We start from the raw sequence: 18035 nt of genomic DNA, 5'->3' as shown, positions 1-18035 counted from the left end.
TTACACCTCCATGCGTGCGGCGAGATAGTTGCCATGCACATCCAGCCCCGTCGCCACAATCGAGCGAATCTTGCCGCCGCACTCGCGCTCGCCTCTGAGGAGCGCCGCTCCCAAGGCGATGTTTTCCAGATAGCCGCAGTTCAGGGATTCGCCGAAAATGCACTTCGCGTGCATCGCCCGCACATCGCCGAGCGCTTCTCGACGCGCCGCCTGCTCTTTTGCGTCGAAGCCGCCGCCGTTTTCCGCCGTCAGCACGAGATCGGGCGGCGCATCTTGCCGAACGTAGGCGAGCGCGGCTGTCATCGCCCGCACAGCAGCTTCTCCCTGCGCGTCCGAAAGACGGTTCACATAGGGATAAACAGGGAGTGCGGCTGACGCAAATTTCGTGATGCGGCAATAGCTTTTCGCCGACGATTTCGCCGAGAGCAGCAGCGTCACCGCGCCGCCCGCTATTTTTTCCGACGAGAGCGCCCCCGCCGCATCAAACGATGCGCGAAGCTCAGCCGTCGGATCTTCCACCGCGCCGCAGAGGATATGCGGGGCTTTGCCGCCTGCAAGAAGCAGCGCGGCGTATTCCGCTGCATCGCCCGCGAGAAGCATCGTACTCGGCCCTTGCAGACCGTGGACGATGCAGACCTGCCCTAAGCAGGCGTTTGGCACCGTGTAGGAAAAGACCGTAGGGCTGGCGAGAAGCGGCGCGCCTTCGGCGACGGAATCGGCAAAAGCCGCGTTGTTCTCGACAGGGCCGTAGCCCGAGGTGAAAATCGTACCGATGGCGGCACGGTCAGCTTCAACGTCTGCGTCGGCAAGCGCCTGCGCCGACGACGCCACCGCCAGCTTGGCGTAGCGCGGCGCACGGCGCACCTTCGACGACGGCACGCCCAAGTCGAAGTCAAACGCTTCGGCAAACGCCGCGCCGTCGGGCGCAGAAGCCGCCTTTTCTCCCTGCAGCAGCCTTGCCGCTGTCGCGATCAGCTCTTCTTTTGAACGGACGGACGGCGAGAGAATCCCGATGCCGTCAATGTAAACCGATGTCATACCGCCCGCTCCTTTCCCTTTTCGTATCGCCGCACGACGAGAGCGGCGCTGTTTCCCGAAAACGCAAAACTGTTTTTGATCGCATACTCGGCGTCGAGCGCGAAGCTCTCGTCGGACAGCCGAAGATTCTGAGCGTCTCCGATGCGCGTCGCAAGGCGCGGCATCGGGATGTACTTCTGCTCTATCAAAGAGAGCAGCACACTTGCCAGCTCGATTGCTCCCGACGCACCCATGCAGTGACCGAGAAGCGCTTTCGTCGAGGAGAGCGCGATCTCATGTCCGACATCGCCGAAGAGCTTTTCAAGCGCTTTCATCTCCATCGCATCATTCGCGAGCGTTCCCGTGCCATGCGCGTTGATGCAGCCGATGTCGGCAGGCGTTATGCCGGCGTCTTTGAGCGCATCCTGCATGACGCGGTACGCGCCTTCGCCGTCGGGGCGCGGGCTTGTGATATGATAAGCGTCGTTGCCGAGCGCATAGCCCGCGATTTCGCCGAGGATTCGAGCGCCGCGCGCCTTTGCTCCTTCGAGTGATTCAAAGAGGAAGAACGCGCCGCACTCGCCGATGTTGATGCCGTCGCGGCTTTCGTCGAAGGGATTCGACGTATCCGCAGACAGCGACTTCAAGGCATTGAAGCCGTATGCCGTGACGATAGACAGTGCGTCCACGCCGCCGACGATCGCACGCTCTGAAAGACCGTTTCGGATATAGTCGAGCGCCATGCCCGCCGCCGTCGTCCCCGCCGCACACGACGAGGAAACGATGGAAAGGCTGCCCTCCACGCCAAGGAGTGATTTGGCGTATGCCGAGAAGTCATTCATGTGCGCGATGAAGGAATCGCTTCCCTCCGCTCCCGCTTTCTTTCGCAGGCTGTGGCGGTAAAACGCATCGGAGCTGAAGATCAGCGTGCCGAAAAACATGCGGCACCGCGTTCCCCACGAGGCGATTTCCTCCTTCGTCAGCCCCGTATCTTTCAAAAAGCTCTCTGCCGATTGACGCAGCAGCTCGAAGTAGCGACCATTCGGCTCGTCCGCCGCTGCAAGTCCCTCGACTTCGCCGAACTGTGCGGTCGAAAGCCCCGACGGATCAAACGCCGTACACGAACGGATGCTGCCCGCGCCGTCAAAGCAAGCCTTGGCAAAGGATTCGCGGTCACGCGCCGCGCCTGCGGCAAGACCCATGCCCGTCACGACCACGCGCCGGCTCATAGCGGCTGCTCCGCGTGCTCGGTCACATAGTCGGCGATCGCTTTCACCGTGCGCAGTTTCGCCATCTCCTCGCTCGGGATTTCTCCCAAGCCCCAAGTGCTTTCGATCATGACGACAAGCTCCAAAGAGTCAATGGAGTCCAGCCCGAAGGACGGCTCGCCCTCTTTCACCTCGCCGAACAGCGGGGAATTTTCATCGACGCCCTCCAGCTCGGAAACATCGAGATCCATCGTCTTAACGATCTTGTCGTAAACTTTCTGCTCCAGTGGTGTCAATGTTCTTCCTCCTAAACATATAATGAATGGTACGATGCGACGATACGGTGACGCGGCCAAAAACCTTTTCGGAAAACGCGTGCGCCCGCTTGTTGTCCGCATAGACGGTGTAGGCGGCACGGTTGCATCCCTTCTTTTGAAAGGCTTCCATCGAACGTGCGACGGCGAGAAAAATGCAGCCCGTGTTTTGAAACTCCGGCGCAGCCGACAGGTGTTCGAATACCGCGCTTCGCTCATCGGGGCGTATGACCAGACTGTACGCTGCGAGCTTTTTTCCCTGTTCACCCGCATGGACGAGCAAAAAACTCATGTCGCGGTCGAGCGCTCTTCCCTCATTGTCGAAGAACGGGCGCACGTCCAAACGATTGCCGTATTCGTTGTACGAAGAGTTGTAGAGCGCATCTATGAACTCTGCCGGCGCTTCACTGAACGAGTAAGCGATAAAACCGAGTCGTTCAATGAGAGCGCAGAGCCGATTGCCCTTTTTCTGCATGAACTTCTCCCAGTGGGACAAATCCTTTTCGATGCCGGAGCGAAAGCTTGTGCTGACGTTGCCGACCCAAAAGCCCGCCTTTCGGATGAGCTTGTCGAGCGGCGCAAAATGCGCTGCATCTTCCGTCAAATTGATCCATAGCTCCTTGTCTGAGCGCTTGAGCGCTTCGGCGATCAGGAGTTTCGCGGCTCCCTCGCCGCGCCGCTCGGGTACGGTGAAGATTTGCGCGATGCGATCCGTATCGCCCTCATCGGTCTGTGCGAGGTAGCCGCACGGCCCCTTTTCGTCAAGCAGGATGTAGAGTGCGCCCGAGCCGGAGTCCGCCGCTCTCGCACAGAGATCGGCGTATGCCGTGCGATGATCGCCGAAGAGGCAGATGTAGTCCGTGTACGTCCCCTCGATGATGCGCGGCTTGTGCAAGAGCGTCGCCTCCCTTTTCTCATTCGTCCGTCTTACTTCTTCTCATCCGGCTTTCGCATGTGCGGCGAACCTGCGGCTGCGACGTGCATCAGCTCGTCATCCGTAAGCTCGCGCTCTTCAGCGCTCGGCTCTTCGATTGCAGCGGCAATCCTCTGCCAGATGCGCTCTTCGAGCTTCGCCCGACCGCGCGAAAAGTCCGCCTGGCGGAAGCCCCGTTCCATTTCATCCATGATGCAGCATCTCCTTTCTGTTTCTTATCTTGTGTTTTCCATTCTCTTGTGATTGCCTTCTCGCTTATATATACGAAACGTCAAGGAGAAAATCGCCGCTTTAGGAAAAAATTTTTTCAGAGATTTTTCGGCATTTGTCGAGCAGACGGCGATAGCGATGGCTGACAGCGTTCGCCGTCGAGCCCAGGACGGCGGCGACTTCATCGTTGTCCATATCGAGCGTGTAGCGCATCTCCAGAAGATTGCGTTCATCCTCCGTGAGCTGCTGCAGAATCTCATACGTTCGCTCGCTCGCGGGATCGTCGAAGCTCCCTTCCGTCCGAGCCGCTTGCGTCGGCTGCATCGGCTCGGGGAACTCGGCGACACTCAGTTCCTTGCGCCGATACGCCTTGCGGAAGTAATCGTTGACCTTGTTGTGCGCGATCGTACCGAGCCATGTCGTGATCTTCGCGCGTGAAGCATCATACTTCTCCCAGTTCTCCCACGCCGCGATGAATACGTCCGCCGTCACTTCTTCGGCATCCGCCGCCGAGAGCAGACGACCGTAGATATAGTTGTAGATCTTGCGCCAATGCTCACGATAGACTGCCTCAAACCGGAGCTTCACGTGCATTTTCCCTAAGATGTCTCCCGTCATGGTTCCTCCTGTCTCTGCAAAAACTGCAAAACTGTTCCATCCTTGTTACGCCACCTGACGCTGCACGAGATCAGCGAACAAGCCTCCCTTCGCCAGCAGCTCATCGAAAGCGCCGCTCTCGACGATCACACCTCGATCCATGACGAGAATGCGGTCGGCGTCGCGGATCGTCGACAAGCGATGCGCGACGATGATGCGCGTCGCTTTCAGCCGCTTGAGGCTCTCGGTCACGATCGCCTGCGTATGGTTGTCAAGCGCGCTCGTCGCTTCGTCGAACACGAGGATCGCAGGCTTGCCCACGAGCGCACGCGCGATCAAGAGGCGTTGGCGCTGCCCGCCCGAGATGTTCGAGCTGCCCTCGCTGATGACCGTCTGCATCCCCATCGGCATACTGCGAATATCGTCGGCGATGCCCGCCGCCTCCGCCGCCACCCAGGCATCGTCCTGCGTAAGCGCCATCGTGCCGACGATGTTCGAGAAGATGTCGCCCGTCATGAGCTGTCCGTTCTGCAGCACAACGCCCATCTGCGTGCGCACAGAAGCGAGATTCAGCTCCGCGAGATCCTGCCCGTCGTAGTAAATCGCGCCGTGCCGAGGCTTTTCAAATCCCAAGAGCAGTCGCACAAACGTGCTCTTACCGCAGCCCGAACGCCCGACGATGGCGACCGTTTCGCCCGGCTCGATGCGCAGGCTGATGTCCTTCAAGACATCGGGCTTATCCGCGCCATAGGAAAATGTCAGATGCTCAATGCGGATCGCGCCCGTCAGAACTTCGGCATCGACGCGCTCATCGCTCGCCTCGGGGCGCTCATCCAAGATCGCCTTCATATTCTCAATATGCGGGCGCACGGAGAAGAACTGCACCGCGAGCGGAATCGCCGCATTGAGCGTCGCATTCAAACCCGCGAAAGCCGTGTGAAACGCCATGAACTGCGCGTAACTGATCACCGTCTTGTACGGGTCGTGCCCCTGTTCAAGCGCCATGCGCATGTCGTAGGCGACCACATAATACAGCGCGATGTAAAGGATGAGCGGCTGTACGCTTGCCAATATAAGGCGATAGTTCTCCTGCCAGCGCAGCTTGAGGTTCCACTTCCACTCCTCGCCGAACGCACGGCTCCAAAGGTGGAACGCCTGTCCATCCGCGCCTTGCAGCCGGAACTTCGCAAGACCGATGAAGATCTGCTGTACGACGCCCGCCGTCTTATTGTGCGCAGCGACGCGCTTTCGCTGAAACGACAAGACGTTTCGCGAGATCACGGCGACTGCCGCTGCATAAAGCCCCCAGAGCACGACGGCGATCACCGTGAGCTTCAAGCTGTAATAGCACATGAGGAGCAGGCTCCAAAAGGAAAAGGCGAGGTTGAATACGATATTCAAAAGTTCGCCGCTCAAGATATTCTTGATCGCCACGACGCCCATGAGCCTTTGCACCAACTCTCCCGACGGAAAGCTGCGGAAAAAGCGCGTCGGCAGCGCGAAGAGCCGCCCGAGAAGCGCCGCTTCGACACTCATATCGACGTTTGTCGAGATACGTAAGATCGCAACGGAGCGTGCGATGGTCACGGCGAGCGTCGTAAAGCTCGCGAGGATGACGATCTGCGTGACCGTCACGAGTCCTTGGTAGTCGAAGATCGGCAAGATGTCGTTGAAGATGGTTTCCGTCACCATCGGTGCGATGAGCGCCACAACACCCGCGATGAAACTCGCGAGGAAGATCACCTGATAGTCCTTCTTCCACAGACGCACGGCGATGAACTTCAGGAGATCCATAGGCGTGAGCCTCTCCGTCGGCAGCCCCGCATAGCAAGCGAAAGCGTCCGTGTCAATCTCTCGGGCGACCTCGGGTGTGAGCGGCTTGCCCTTCGGGAAGCTCCGACTGACGATCTTATACTGCGTCGGCGAGATCGGCAAAAACGCCGCAAGCTCCTTTTTCCTGCCGTAGTAGCCGAGAATCACGCCGCTGTCCTTTTCATACCAGCCCTCTTCCAAATGAATCAGACGCATCGCCATCCCCGCCTTATCGACAAGACGGCGAATCAGTCCGATTTGATCGAGTTTCTTGGCGATCTCAGGCGCGATCTTCAAACTGCGCTCCGGCATGGCGAGAGCGTGCGCAATACAGCCGACGATGAAAGCGGCGTCCTCGCAGACGACGCTTTCAGAAAAAGCGCCCGCGCGAAAGAGCGAATCCTCATCCATCAAAAGTGCAACCGATTCGTCGAACAGGCGAATCTCTGAGCGCAGGCGCAGCTCCATCTGCTTCTGGAAGCGAATGTCCTCCGAGCCGAAGTGGACGCCGATCAGCATGGAAAGGATCCGCTCGTGCTCGGCAAACGTATGGCAAAGCGCCGCCGTGTCGTCCATCGCGCCGTCGAGCATCGCGCCCGACTCCCAGAGCTGCAGCATATCGTCGCCAAGGTTCGCGAGCCGCTCAACCCAAGGAAGCTCCGCGAGCTTGGCGAACCAGACCTTCATCTGCGGCAGATGAAAGTCGGCAGAATACGCCGAAAAAGCCGCAGGCTCCACTTCCGTATCCGAGACTGCATAAACGCCGATCTCAATCTGACTAAACTCGTCAAACGCCGGATAAACGACCGCCCCCGCGGAAAGTTCCATCAAAAACATCTGGCGAAAAGCGGCGGCGTTCTTCGTCACCGCATAGACTTCCACTTTTCCCGCTGTAATCTTGAGCATCTGCTCTTCTCGGCATGGGAACCGCTGTCCCGCTAAGAGCTGCATGTCAGTCCTCCCCTGCTCCCGTTTCTCGCAGCAAGCGGCGATACGCGCCGTCCGCCTGCATCATCTCGCGGTGCGTACCGCGCTCCGCCACCCGTCCGCGCTCTAAGACGATGATCTCGTCGCAGTCGCGGATCGTCGACAGGCGATGCGCGACGATGAAGCACGAGCAGCCGCGCCGCCGGATATTTTGCAGCACCTTCATCTCTGTCACGGGGTCGAGCGCACTCGTCGCCTCGTCAAGGATGAGCAGCGCAGGATTTCTCGCCAAAGCGCGCGCGATTTCCAAACGCTGGCGCTGCCCTCCGCTGAAATTCGTGCCGCCCTCGCTGACCTCGCTCTCGTAGCCGCCGTCGAGCCGCAGAATGTCCTCGTGAATACACGCATCCTTCGCCGCCTCGATGACGTCGGCACGCCGAATCGACACATCAAAGAGCGTGATGTTTTCCTGCACCGTGCCGCTGAGGAAAAAGATGTCCTGATTGACGACGGCGACCGAGCCGGTGAGCACGCTCCTCGGCACATCGCGCCGCCGCACGCCGTCGAAGCGGATCTCCCCCGACCATTCCTCGTACAGCCCCGAGATGATACGCGCCACGGTCGATTTGCCGCTGCCCGAAGGCCCCACGACAGCGACCCAGCGTCCCGGCTGCAAGGAGAGATCGAAATGTTCTAAGAGCGGCGGCTCCAACGGACTGTAGCCGAAGGAAACATCCGAAAGCTGCAGCGCCCCCGCCAAACGATGCGGCATCGGCGCCGCATCGACCACATTCGCCGCGCCGTTTTCCTTCGCCAATACGCCGCTTGCCGCATCGTCGGCATCTGCCGCATAATTCAGCGAATCAATCGGATAGCGGCGCACATCGTCGAGGCGGCGCAGCTGCATCTCCGTCGTCTGCAGCGTCGTTCCGAGCGTGACGAGCTTGTTGATCGGACTTTGAAAATTCGCGATAAGATGCTGAAAAGCGATGTAAATGCCGGCGGTCATGACGCCCTCCATGATGGAAAAGCCGCCGACCGTCATGATGACGGCGGTGTTCAGTCCCGCCAAAAACGCCGGCAGCGCGGATGCCGTCAGCGACCAAAGCTCGATCTCCTGCGCGCTCCGCAGCACCTTCGCATGGTAGCCCGCCCACTTCGAAAAAAGGTCTGCTTCCGCACCGTTCGCCTTGACCGTCTCAATCATGAGAACGCCGTTCATCAGCGTGCCGTACTCCTTGCCAGCTTCCTGCTGCACGCGCATGTTGAGGTCGGTGATCCTGCGCCGAAGCGCGAGAAACACGCCGATCTCCGCCGCGCTGAAGCCGAGGCCGATGAGCGTTAGGGAGACGCTGTACTGCAGGAGAAGCAGCAGAAAAAACATCGCGACGAAGAAATCAAGCGCCGCCGTCGCCGCCGCGTTTGACAAGACGGCGGCGACGGACTCGTTGAACGCGATGCGCGAAGCGACCTCCGCCGCATAACGCTGCTCGAAAAACTGCATGGGCAGGCGCAGCGTATGCCAAAAGAAACTCGCGGAGTCGGCAAGCGTCAGCTTCTTCTGCCAGCGCGTGAGAACACGGGCGCGAAGCGCCGTCAAAGCGCCGACAAGACCGATGGCGCAGACCATCGCCAAGATCAGATTAAACAGCCAGTCGGGATGACGCGCCGTCAGAATCTCATCCAAAAAGATCTGGTTGAACACGGGCTGCGCCAAACCCGGCACAATCATCAAAAGCGTGAGGATGCTCACAAAAAGCACTGCCGCACGGTCGTGCCGCAGCTTCTTCGCGATCGCATGAAATACGCTGTACGGCGCACCCTCGGGACGAAAGTTCTCACCGGGACGAATCTTCAGCGCGATGCCCGTAAACGACGTGCGAAACTCTTCCCACGGCACCGTGCGCCGCCCGACGGCGGGATCGTTGAGGTAAGCTCTGCCGTTCTTGACGCCTTCAAGGACGACGAAATGGTTGAACTCCCAATGGATAATCAGCGGGTACTCCGCCTTCTTCACAGCATCCGGCGTCATCTGCACGCCCTTCGCCGTACAGCCGCGCCCGCGCGCCGCTTTCAAAACGCAGCTCGCATTCGAACCATCGCGGTTCACGCCGCATTCGGCGCGCAATTTCTCAAGCGGCGCCCACAGCCTGTAATGCGCCAAGATCATGGCAAGCGCCGCCGCGCCGCACTCGGTAGCCTCCATCTGCAAGATCGTCGGCACCTTGACGCGCAGCTTCCTCGCACGCTCGCCGCCAAACATTCGCTTTATCCAATTCATGGCGTCACCTTGATCTCAGCCATTGGCTCACCTTGTAGAACACCTTCTCAATCGGCGGCTTGCGTTCGATGACGATAGACCCTTTACAGAAGCTGCCCGCCGTGATGTCTGGCCGATCGCCGACAACCGATGTCCAGAGATATTCGTTTGATTCATCTTTCACGAGGTCGAAACGCACCTCCATCAAGGCGCTTTTCTTCTGCTCGGCGATCCACTGGGCGAGGTATGCGTTGCCAATCGACTTCTGCGCTCCCTGCGCCGACAGCGGGTACTGCGACACTTGGCGCACGATGCCGACGAGACTGCCGGACTCCGCCACCTCGGCGCCGCTCGGCGCGACCTGCACGAGCATACCCTGCTTGACGCGCTTGCCCTTCTCAACAGGAATATACAAAACGCCCGTCAGTTCATCAATGCCTTGCGTCAAGCGAATGCGGCAGATCGGCATCCCCCCCGAGATCACCGTGCCGTCGTCGACCATGACCTCGTCAACGATGCCGTCATAATCGCTGTAAATACTCTCCGTGACGAGCTGCTGCTGACGCTTCTGATCGTACTGATAGGCATAGCTCATCGCCTCGCGCCCACTCGTCGCAAGCCCGAGACCTTGACGCGCCATCGTCGCATCCATCGACTTTTCCGCCTGTTCGACCTGCGCGATCAAGTCGCCTTTGGCGATCGGCATACCGTACTTCGCGTAAACATGGACGATCTTGCCGCCGCTGATATGCGAAACATTCACCGTGCCGGCGGCGTCCATGATGAGCCCCATCCCCTCGACCGCCACCGTAAACGAGCCGAACACCGCCCAGAGCAAAATCGAGCCGATGAAAATAGCGACCGCCGCCAAGAGCGCCCACCCTGTCGGCGATGTGACCGAGACCATTTTATCCAAGCGGTCGGGGGAGCGCAGCTTATCCAAAGCCTCACGGCTGAACAGCAGATTGTTCTCCTTCGTCATGCGCCCTCCTCCAACTGAACGGCAGCCTTCGTGCCGGATTCCAAGCCTTCCTTGCCCGAGGTGATTACGACATCGCCCTCCGAAACGCCTGCTAAGATCTCGATATATTCCTTATCCTGCACACCGACGCTGACCTCGCGCATCTCGATCTCCTGCCGTTCGTTCCAAACGTAGACGAGCGGATGCTCCGACAGCGGATTTTCCACCGCCGCCAGCGGCACGGTCAAAGCGCGATGCTCCTGAAATGAGCGAAGCTCCACGTTCTTGTACGTTTTCATGTCAAGAATCCCCGACGAGTTATCGACGCTCCAAACCACACGGCGCATCTCGGCAGGCTCAGTAAGCGGCGGCTCGACGGAAACGACCGTCGCCGTGAAATCCTGCTTCTCGCCGCGATTGCCGACGCCGTACGACGTATCGTAAGCTTTCTGAAAATCTTCCAGCAGGATCGAAACGCCGACCTTCTGCCCCACGGGATACCAGCGCGCCAGATAGTCCTTAACCGTCTTGGAAAAACGCAGTGCGCCGTTGTTTCCCACAAGAACGAGCGGCGTGCCTGCCTTGACAAAAGCGCCCGCCGCCTGGTAGACGAGCAGGACTTTGCCCGAAATGGGCGCCGTCACCTGTTGGTACGACTCCTGCAGGAGAAGCTGCTGCTTTTGTGCCTCAAGGGCGGCGACACGCGTGATGAGCGCTTGATACGTCGTATACATCGCCTCAAGCTTTTCCTTCGACGCCGCCTCTTGATTCCAAAGACGCTGGTAACGCTCATAGTCGTTTTTCGCCTGCTGCAGCTTCGCCTCCGCTTCCATGATATTGCTGTCCATCTCCTGAACCTTCAGCGGGTACTCGCCGTTTACCAGGCGGCAGACAACCTCGCCCGCTTCGACGTCGTCGTTTCGCTTGACCGTGATCGATGCGATGCGTCCGTCGATCAAAGATACGGTGTCCGCCATATCGGGCGACTGCAGCGTCATCGTATCGAAGCGCAGGATCGGGTGCAGCATACGCACCGTCGCGCGTGCGCCCGTAAGCGTAATGCGGCGGTCTTCGAGCTGACGCGCAATCTTGTTTTCACCGAAATGATTCAGATATGTCCCGTAGATCATCAAGCCTATGACGAGGCTCATCGTCAGAGCCAGTCCGATCAAAAGAATCCGCTTCATGCCACTCTCCTCTTCATCGCCTCATTGTGCATGAACCGCCGGCACGGGCGCAGCGGCGACGCCCATCGCACGCTCCAGCGCCGCCTTGTTCAAATTGTATTCATAGAGCGCCGTATAATAATTCGTCCGCGCCCGCACGAGCTTTTCCTGCGCATCCGTCACCTTGAGCATGATATCGACGCCCTCTTTGTAGCGCACTTCCGCGAGGACATTGTTGCGCTTCGCCTGCTCGACGGCTTTCTCTGTCGTATGAATCTTCTCTTCTGCCGTTTTCATGCCGCGGTACGCTTTCTGTATATCAAGGCGAATCGTGCGCTCGGTCTCCTTCTTGTCGGCAACGAACTTTGCCGTCGCTTTTTCGGCAGCCTTGACGTTCGCCGCCGTCACTTGATTATCAAAGACATTCCACGAAAGTTCCGCGCCCACCTGCCAATTCTCGCTGCGATCATCGCCAAACGGCGCATCGCCTGCAATCGTCCTGCTCAAGACGCCCGCAACGCGCGGTCGCGCCGCACTCTCTGCGACACGCTTCTGCGCCTCTGCCTGCTTGATGCGACAGTCCGCCGCCGTGCGGTCAGGGCGGTTCTGCAGCCCATAGTCGATGCAGTCGGAAAGCGTCCACGCATACGGCTCGTAAGTAAAAGCATCGATCAGCTCGATCTCCGCATCTTCAGCAAGACCGAGCACAGAGCGAAGCGTCGTCTCAGCGACGGCAAGCGCCCCTTGCGCGCTCAGAAGATTCTGCTCATAATCCGCCATCTGCACCTGCATCTCTAAGACATCCGAACGCGCCACCGTTCCCTCGTTGAATTGAATATTGAGCAAATGCAGCTGTTCGCTCGCCATGCGCACGGCGCTTTCGGCGACCTGCAAGAGATTTTTCCTCTGCAGCACATCGTAGTACGCCTCGATCGCGCGGAAGCGCACTGCCTGGCGCTCGCCTTCGACACCGAGCGCCGCCGCGTCCGCCTGCGAGCGATACTGCTGCACGCTGCCCTCGATCTGCCCGCCCGTATAGAGCGGGATTTCGAGATTCAAACGATTGCTGAAACGTCGGTCAGTCGAAGCATAATCCTCGCCGCCCAAGCGCAGCGCCTGCGAACTCCATGTAATCTTCGGCCCCGCCGAACGCCGCGCACTCGAAAGCTGCCAAGCCGCCGCCTCCGCACTCGCCTCCGCCGCCGCAATCGTCGGATCCAAAGCCAGCGCACGCTCCACGCTCTCCGCCAGCGAAAGCCGCACCGCCGCTTCCCCCGCACTGAACACGCCGCTCAGAAGCAGGCACGCCGCCAAACATTTCAAAGTACGTCGTTTTATATCCATAGATATACAGACCTCATTCAACGAAATTATGTAGACACCAACCTTATATGTGACACCTATTATAACATAGGACATTGGGCTTTGTCTAACGCCATGATATCGTTTATTTATAGGATTTAAGACTTATATTTGTAAATAGGGCAAAAAAAATGGGGCTGGCGCACATAAAGCATGTGCGCCAGCCCCATTCCGCTCCGTCCATTGACGGCTTTGCTTCCATCCCGCTTCAGCAGGCTCAACTGAAATCCGGCTTTTCAAAAACAGCCTCGTAGTCGGTAACGCCTCGCGCGATGGCTCTGGCGAATACGTCGGCTTTTTCCACAAGGAGTCTGGCTTCGGGCAAATGGTCGATGAACGCCATCTCGACGAGAACGGCGGGCATAGCGGTCGCATGAAGCACGATGAGTTCAGGGCGCTCCTTGACGCCGCGGTCTGTCGTGCCGAGAGATCTCGTGATCTGCTGCTCGATAGTGTGCGCGAGACGTTCTGCCCTTCCGCCGCACGCATAAATGAGCGTCTCGGTGCCATGCGCCTCGCCGTCCGCTGCATTGCAGTGGAGACTGATGAAAATGTCGGCGCACCACTTGTTCGCTTCATCGGTTACAGCGGCGTTCCAACGCTCAATATGGCAGCTCTCCCATGCGAGATTGTCGCTCTGCATGAGAAATACTTCCATGCCGACAAGCTCCAGGTAGAGCTTCACCCGCGCACCGATGTCGGCGGCGACGTCGCACTCTCTTAGCCCAAGTTCGGCATTGACCGCGCCGCTGTCATAAAGAGGATCGTGTCCCGGATTCAAAAATACACGCATTTTCCCACTCCTTTTCTTCTAGCTCCCGCGCTTTTTGCGCTTCGGCAGCATACATGCGTGAACAGAAGAAAATATATCTTTTTCAAAATAAAGGAAAATTATCCTATAGAATATCTTCAAAATCGTCTTACCTAAAAGTGGAAATCTACCGATATCATAATTGAGAAGGAGGACAAGGCGCAGTTCTCCAATCAAGAAAGTTTACGCAAGTCACACGAGAAAGGTTGATGTATCATGGGCTTCTTCCAAAACGGAAAAGCTGCGGCGGCGCCCGCCGTTTCAACAGGGTCAGCAGACGATATTTTGAAGTTGGAGCGCTACTTAAAGACGCTTGCTACAGGCAAGCTCGATGCACCGGCGCCCCTGGTGAGCGCACCGGCTCTACAGTCTTTAGCCGGAGCATTGCAGGCGTTTGTCTCACAACAAGAGCAGCAGGCGCGCCACATCACATTGGCACTGAACAGCAGTCTTGCACAGCAGATCCACTCTTCCATTATGCTCAACAAGCTGTTTTTCAATTTGACGGACATCGCGAGCGGTGTGCAGGAAGTCATGGAAGTCATTCGCGGACTGGCAGCGTCGATCAACGACATCGCCTCCATGTCAACCGATATTGCCAAGCAGACGACTTCGGGGCAGGAAACGATGGGCGCAGCGGGCGAAACGATCATGGGGATGGCGGCGGGCAACCGCGTCGTCGGCGACAGCATCAGCCTCATGGTGCAGCGCATGGATACGCTGACGAGTTCCACGGCGAACATCAACACCCTCGTCGCAACGGTCAACGGTATTTCCGAACAAACGAACCTTCTCGCCTTGAACGCCTCCATCGAAGCGGCGCGCGCCGGCGAGCACGGACGCGGCTTCGCTGTCGTCGCGGAAGAAGTCAGGAAGCTCGCCGTGCAGTCGAAAGAATCCGTCGAAGAGATTCGCGCCCAGCTCACGTCGATTCAAAACGAAGTCAAGAGCCTTGGCGGTCAGTTTGACTCGATGGATGAGACTTTCACAAAGAACTCGGAAAACATCGAAGCGACGGAAAAGCAAGCGGGCGCCATCCGCGATACCTTCACGGAAATCAGCACATCTATGGAAAAACTCGCGCCGTTTGCCGAGCAACAGTCGGCTTCCTTCGAGGAGATGACGGCGTCGCTGACCCAAGCTGTCGACAACATGCACACAGCGAAAGATGAAGCGAAGGAATGCAACACGAGCATCTTCCATGTGCTGATGGAATCGAGTTCCGTGCGCACAGACTTCCTCAAAGGCGGGCTGGCTCTTCAATCGAATGATATTCTCGACCTCGCCAAGACCGACCATCTGATCTGGTTCGCACGCATCAATCAGATGCTCTTGGGCAACGTACAGCTCAAATCCGCCGACGTCTTGGACTACACCAACTGCCGTCTCGGTCACTGGTACAACGGACAAGGCAAAGAGAAGTACGGCGGCACGCCGGTCTTCGAGGGGCTGGAAGCAACGCATGAGCATTTCCATAACCTCTGCGCAGAGGCCATCGACGCATACAACAATCACAACGAATATAAAGTACACGCTCTGCTCCCCGAAATTGAGCAGGCTTCGAAGGTCGTTCTGGACACATTGGATCAGCTCAAGAGCATGTAAATGTTCAGGACATCGCTTTTTCATACAATGTACGCTGATTTACGCGGCTTTGTTCCATATATCGCAGAGGTATGGAACAAAGCCGCTTTTTCCTTGCATACGCTAAACTTTTACGGGCTGTGCTGCGGTTTCTTCCATATTCCTTTACCGGACGATCTTTGTTCGGTTAGCGTTTCCGTTTTGCAGGAATAAGAACCGGCAAAGCAGAATAAAGGAATCGCCGGAAAATGCAGCGCCTCTTGAACGAAATCACCGACATGCTCATTTTGCGAAAAGATGCGCGTTTTCCATGAATGTGCGATCACAGCCAAAGGATTTGAAAGGAGCCTTCCCCATGAATCATTTTGATTTTGACGAAATCATCGAACGCCGCCATACGAACAGCCTCAAATACGACTTCGCCGAAGAACGCGGCTATCCCGAGGACGTTCTGCCGTTTTGGGTCGCTGACATGGACTTTCGTGCGCCGCAGGCGGTGCGTGATACCATTCGCCAACGCGCCGAGCATGGCATATTCGGCTATTCGAGTCCAAAAGACGACTATCATGCAGCGCTCGAACAATGGTTCAGCACGCGCCGCGACTGGCAGCCCGGAAAGGATGCGCTCGTCATCACGCCGGGCGTCGTATTTGCGCTCTCTATGGCGGTGCGTGCTTTTACCGCGCCTGGTGATACCATTCTCATAACCGAACCCGTCTACTATCCGTTTTTCAGTGTCGTCGAGGGCAACGGGCGCACGCTCGCCCAAAGCACGCTGCTCTTCGAAGACGGCGCATATCGCATGGATTTCGACGACATCGAGAAGAAGATCGAGGAGCGCAAGGTGAAGCTCTTTCTCCTCTGCAGCCCGCACAATCCCGTCGGGCGCGTCTGGCGGCGCGAAGAGCTGGAGCGTCTGGCGGCGATCTGCCTCGCACACGACGTCCTCGTCGTCGCCGACGAGATCCATGCCGACTTCGTGCGTCCTGGCCACAAGCACACGCCTTTCGCCGCGCTCTCGCCCGAGACTGCGGCGCGAACGATCACCTGCACTGCGCCGAGCAAGACATTCAACCTCGCAGGGCTGCAGCTCTCGAACATTTTCATCACAGAAAAAAGCCTGCGCCAAAGATTCCAGAAGGAAGTCTTCAGCACAGGCTACGGCGAACCAAGCCTTTTCGGTCTCTTGGCGGCGCAGGCGGCATACAGCGAAGGCGGTCCGTGGCTCGACGCACTGCTCGCTTACCTTGAGCAGAACATCGCGCACACGAAACGCTTCCTCGCCGAGCATCTGCCCAAGGTGCAGCTCATCGAGCCGGAAGGCACCTACCTCTTGTGGCTCGATTTCCACGCCTACGGTCTTGAAGCGAAGGCTCTCGACCGAAAGATCATCAACGAAGCGCGGCTCTGGCTCGACGACGGCGCAATCTTCGGCAAGAGCGGCGCAGGCTTCCAGCGCATCAATATCGCCTGCCCACAGGCGACGCTCACGAAGGGTCTTGAGGCGCTCGCACGCACGTTCGGGTGAGCTTTTCTAGAGGAACTGCGCCATATAGACCGGCAGGCAAAGGACGTCCTGCTCTCGCTGCAAATCCTTCGTATAGATCAGATACTTCTCATCGACATGCTGAGAATATCGGTTGAAAAAGACATCGAGAGAAGTATGGCGTTTGTAGCCGGATGATTTGACCTCCAACGGACAAATCTTGTTTTTCCGAGGTACAAGGAAATCAATCTCATACAGATTGGTCTTCCTCTCATTGGGAAAGGTATGGTAATAGAGCTGTCTGCCGTTGGCGGCGAGCGTCTGAGCAACGATGTTTTCATAGAGATAGCCGAGATTTGCCGGCAGGCGATCGCCCAAAAGCTTCTGATATATGATGTTGTCGGTAAATTCCTGATCGCGGAAAGCGAGCGTCGTAAAAAGCCCCGTATCGGACAAGTAGAGTTTGAACCGTCCGAGGTCTTTCGATAAGGAAAGTCCGGCGCTCGGCTCGCTCACATGATACGCCGCCAAAACGGTGCGCGAATCCAAAAGTTCGGCAATCAGCTGCGCCCATCCCTGTGTTCGATTCCGTCCGAGTGCGCCCGCCAGTGAATAGCGTGAAGCATGTCGGTGCAGCTGCGCAGGAATGTTCGCAAACAGCTGCGATAAGCGTCCTGTACCGTCGATCTTATGAAAATCAGCTTCATAAAGTTCCACGATGGCACGCTTGATCCGATCGACGTCAACAAAATTTTTGGCTGAAAGGTATGCCGCCACTGCCTGCGGCATACCGCCGATCAGCATGTAGAGGCGGAAGGTTCGCATAAGTTTGCGGTGGGCAGCGCTTCCCACCGCTCTTTTTTTCTCATACATCCGGCGCAGCAGCGGCGCCGTCGCTTCATCGTCAAACGCCCAAAGGAATTCCTCGAAATCCATCGGATACATAGAAAGCCGATATTCTTCACTCGGAATCAGAATGTCCTTGACACTTTTGCGGATGGAAATGAGCGATCCCGTTTCGATATAGTCATACCTTTGATCGTGCACCAGCGCCTTGATGGCTTGACGTGCCAGCGGACAAAGCTGCACTTCGTCAAAAATGATGACAGATTCCCGGGGAAAGAGCTGTACGCCGCTCTGCAGCTGCAGCTGCAGAAAAATATAATCCAAATCGGAAACATCGTTGAATAGGTCGTACGTCTCCCTCGAACAGCGGGAAAAATCCAGCCGGATATAGCTTTTATATTCGCGCCGCGCGAATTCTTCTACGATCGTAGATTTGCCCACACGCCTTTGTCCCTCGATCAGCAGGGCGGATGCGCCGCGCTGCTCGGTTTTCCATCGTGCCAGTTTGGAATAGATTTTTCGTCGAAACATGTGTCGTTC

At 57.6% G+C, this 18035-nt stretch carries 15 protein-coding genes; 2 read left to right on the top strand and 13 right to left on the bottom strand.

What is annotated here, in order from left to right; genetic code table 11:
• The 12 genes from ACO5Z0_RS01325 to ACO5Z0_RS01270 all read right to left on the bottom strand — a co-directional run bounded on the left by ACO5Z0_RS01325 (nucleotide 1) and on the right by ACO5Z0_RS01270 (nucleotide 13561).
• Entirely contained in the window at nucleotides 1-1038 is a 1038-nt protein-coding gene (locus tag ACO5Z0_RS01325; protein ID WP_485648888.1) for a beta-ketoacyl synthase chain length factor, read from the bottom strand.
• Nucleotides 1035-2246, bottom strand: coding sequence for a beta-ketoacyl-[acyl-carrier-protein] synthase family protein (locus tag ACO5Z0_RS01320; protein WP_485648887.1), 1212 nt, complete (start codon nucleotides 2244-2246; stop codon nucleotides 1035-1037). The genes ACO5Z0_RS01325 and ACO5Z0_RS01320 overlap by 4 nt, the downstream gene beginning before the upstream one ends.
• Nucleotides 2243-2521: an acyl carrier protein gene (locus ACO5Z0_RS01315; protein ID WP_442676359.1), complete on the bottom strand. Its 279-nt coding sequence runs from the start codon at nucleotides 2519-2521 to the stop codon at nucleotides 2243-2245. Before ACO5Z0_RS01315 ends, ACO5Z0_RS01320 begins: the two co-directional genes overlap by 4 nt.
• On the bottom strand, nucleotides 2481-3434 hold the full coding sequence (locus tag ACO5Z0_RS01310; RefSeq protein WP_442672262.1) for a GNAT family N-acetyltransferase: 954 nt from the start codon (nucleotides 3432-3434) through the stop codon (nucleotides 2481-2483). Before ACO5Z0_RS01310 ends, ACO5Z0_RS01315 begins: the two co-directional genes overlap by 41 nt.
• Nucleotides 3435-3466: 32 nt before the next feature.
• Entirely contained in the window at nucleotides 3467-3664 is a 198-nt protein-coding gene (locus ACO5Z0_RS01305) for a hypothetical protein (RefSeq protein WP_485648886.1), read from the bottom strand.
• Nucleotides 3665-3764: 100 nt separating this feature from the next.
• Entirely contained in the window at nucleotides 3765-4277 is a 513-nt protein-coding gene (locus ACO5Z0_RS01300) for an RNA polymerase sigma factor (RefSeq protein WP_485648885.1), read from the bottom strand.
• Nucleotides 4278-4346: 69 nt separating this feature from the next.
• Nucleotides 4347-7043 carry an NHLP bacteriocin export ABC transporter permease/ATPase subunit gene (locus tag ACO5Z0_RS01295; protein ID WP_485648884.1) on the bottom strand — a complete coding sequence of 899 codons (2697 nt, stop codon included), beginning with the start codon at nucleotides 7041-7043 and terminating at the stop codon, nucleotides 4347-4349.
• Between the two features lies 1 nt (nucleotide 7044).
• The gene (locus ACO5Z0_RS01290; protein WP_485648883.1) at nucleotides 7045-9300 is read right to left on the bottom strand and encodes an NHLP family bacteriocin export ABC transporter peptidase/permease/ATPase subunit; all 2256 of its coding nucleotides are present in this window, start codon (nucleotides 9298-9300) and stop codon (nucleotides 7045-7047) included.
• Between the two features lie 4 nt (nucleotides 9301-9304).
• Nucleotides 9305-10261 carry a hypothetical protein gene (locus ACO5Z0_RS01285; protein WP_442672267.1) on the bottom strand — a complete coding sequence of 319 codons (957 nt, stop codon included), beginning with the start codon at nucleotides 10259-10261 and terminating at the stop codon, nucleotides 9305-9307.
• Nucleotides 10258-11427, bottom strand: a complete 1170-nt coding sequence (locus tag ACO5Z0_RS01280; RefSeq protein ID WP_442672268.1) for an efflux RND transporter periplasmic adaptor subunit — start codon at nucleotides 11425-11427, stop codon at nucleotides 10258-10260. Before ACO5Z0_RS01280 ends, ACO5Z0_RS01285 begins: the two co-directional genes overlap by 4 nt.
• Before the next feature lie 21 nt (nucleotides 11428-11448).
• Nucleotides 11449-12750 (bottom strand): TolC family protein, encoded by a 1302-nt coding sequence (locus tag ACO5Z0_RS01275; protein ID WP_442676355.1) that lies wholly within the window; start codon nucleotides 12748-12750, stop codon nucleotides 11449-11451.
• Between the two features lie 235 nt (nucleotides 12751-12985).
• On the bottom strand, nucleotides 12986-13561 hold the full coding sequence (locus ACO5Z0_RS01270) for an N-acetylmuramoyl-L-alanine amidase family protein (protein WP_485648882.1): 576 nt from the start codon (nucleotides 13559-13561) through the stop codon (nucleotides 12986-12988).
• 234 nt (nucleotides 13562-13795) lie between these two features.
• Between ACO5Z0_RS01270 and ACO5Z0_RS01265 the strand changes: the two genes are divergently transcribed.
• Complete coding sequence (locus ACO5Z0_RS01265; RefSeq protein ID WP_485648881.1) at nucleotides 13796-15184, top strand: methyl-accepting chemotaxis protein; 1389 nt, start codon at nucleotides 13796-13798, stop codon at nucleotides 15182-15184.
• 334 nt (nucleotides 15185-15518) lie between these two features.
• Nucleotides 15519-16691 carry a MalY/PatB family protein gene (locus ACO5Z0_RS01260; RefSeq protein ID WP_485648880.1) on the top strand — a complete coding sequence of 391 codons (1173 nt, stop codon included), beginning with the start codon at nucleotides 15519-15521 and terminating at the stop codon, nucleotides 16689-16691.
• Nucleotides 16692-16697: 6 nt separating this feature from the next.
• On the opposite strand, the gene ACO5Z0_RS01255 is transcribed toward ACO5Z0_RS01260, so the two are convergent.
• Nucleotides 16698-18026, bottom strand: a complete 1329-nt coding sequence (locus ACO5Z0_RS01255) for an ATP-binding protein (protein WP_485648879.1) — start codon at nucleotides 18024-18026, stop codon at nucleotides 16698-16700.
• Nucleotides 18027-18035: the final 9 nt, after the last annotated feature.

This window comes from Selenomonas sp. (genome assembly GCF_057272215.1).
The sequence above is the reverse complement of the archived record's forward strand: the minus strand, read 5'-3'. Positions and strand labels throughout refer to the sequence as shown.

Coding starts and splice junctions, on each gene's coding strand:
- ACO5Z0_RS01255 (WP_485648879.1), bottom strand. CDS start 18,026: ATGTTTCGACGAAAAATCTATTCCAAACTGGCACGATGGAAAACCGAG.
- ACO5Z0_RS01300 (WP_485648885.1), bottom strand. CDS start 4,277: ATGCACGTGAAGCTCCGGTTTGAGGCAGTCTATCGTGAGCATTGGCGC.
- ACO5Z0_RS01285 (WP_442672267.1), bottom strand. CDS start 10,261: ATGACGAAGGAGAACAATCTGCTGTTCAGCCGTGAGGCTTTGGATAAG.
- ACO5Z0_RS01320 (WP_485648887.1), bottom strand. CDS start 2,246: ATGAGCCGGCGCGTGGTCGTGACGGGCATGGGTCTTGCCGCAGGCGCG.
- ACO5Z0_RS01325 (WP_485648888.1), bottom strand. CDS start 1,038: ATGACATCGGTTTACATTGACGGCATCGGGATTCTCTCGCCGTCCGTC.
- ACO5Z0_RS01305 (WP_485648886.1), bottom strand. CDS start 3,664: ATGGATGAAATGGAACGGGGCTTCCGCCAGGCGGACTTTTCGCGCGGT.
- ACO5Z0_RS01275 (WP_442676355.1), bottom strand. CDS start 12,750: ATGGATATAAAACGACGTACTTTGAAATGTTTGGCGGCGTGCCTGCTT.
- ACO5Z0_RS01280 (WP_442672268.1), bottom strand. CDS start 11,427: ATGAAGCGGATTCTTTTGATCGGACTGGCTCTGACGATGAGCCTCGTC.
- ACO5Z0_RS01260 (WP_485648880.1), top strand. CDS start 15,519: ATGAATCATTTTGATTTTGACGAAATCATCGAACGCCGCCATACGAAC.
- ACO5Z0_RS01265 (WP_485648881.1), top strand. CDS start 13,796: ATGGGCTTCTTCCAAAACGGAAAAGCTGCGGCGGCGCCCGCCGTTTCA.
- ACO5Z0_RS01270 (WP_485648882.1), bottom strand. CDS start 13,561: ATGCGTGTATTTTTGAATCCGGGACACGATCCTCTTTATGACAGCGGC.
- ACO5Z0_RS01295 (WP_485648884.1), bottom strand. CDS start 7,043: ATGCAGCTCTTAGCGGGACAGCGGTTCCCATGCCGAGAAGAGCAGATG.
- ACO5Z0_RS01290 (WP_485648883.1), bottom strand. CDS start 9,300: ATGAATTGGATAAAGCGAATGTTTGGCGGCGAGCGTGCGAGGAAGCTG.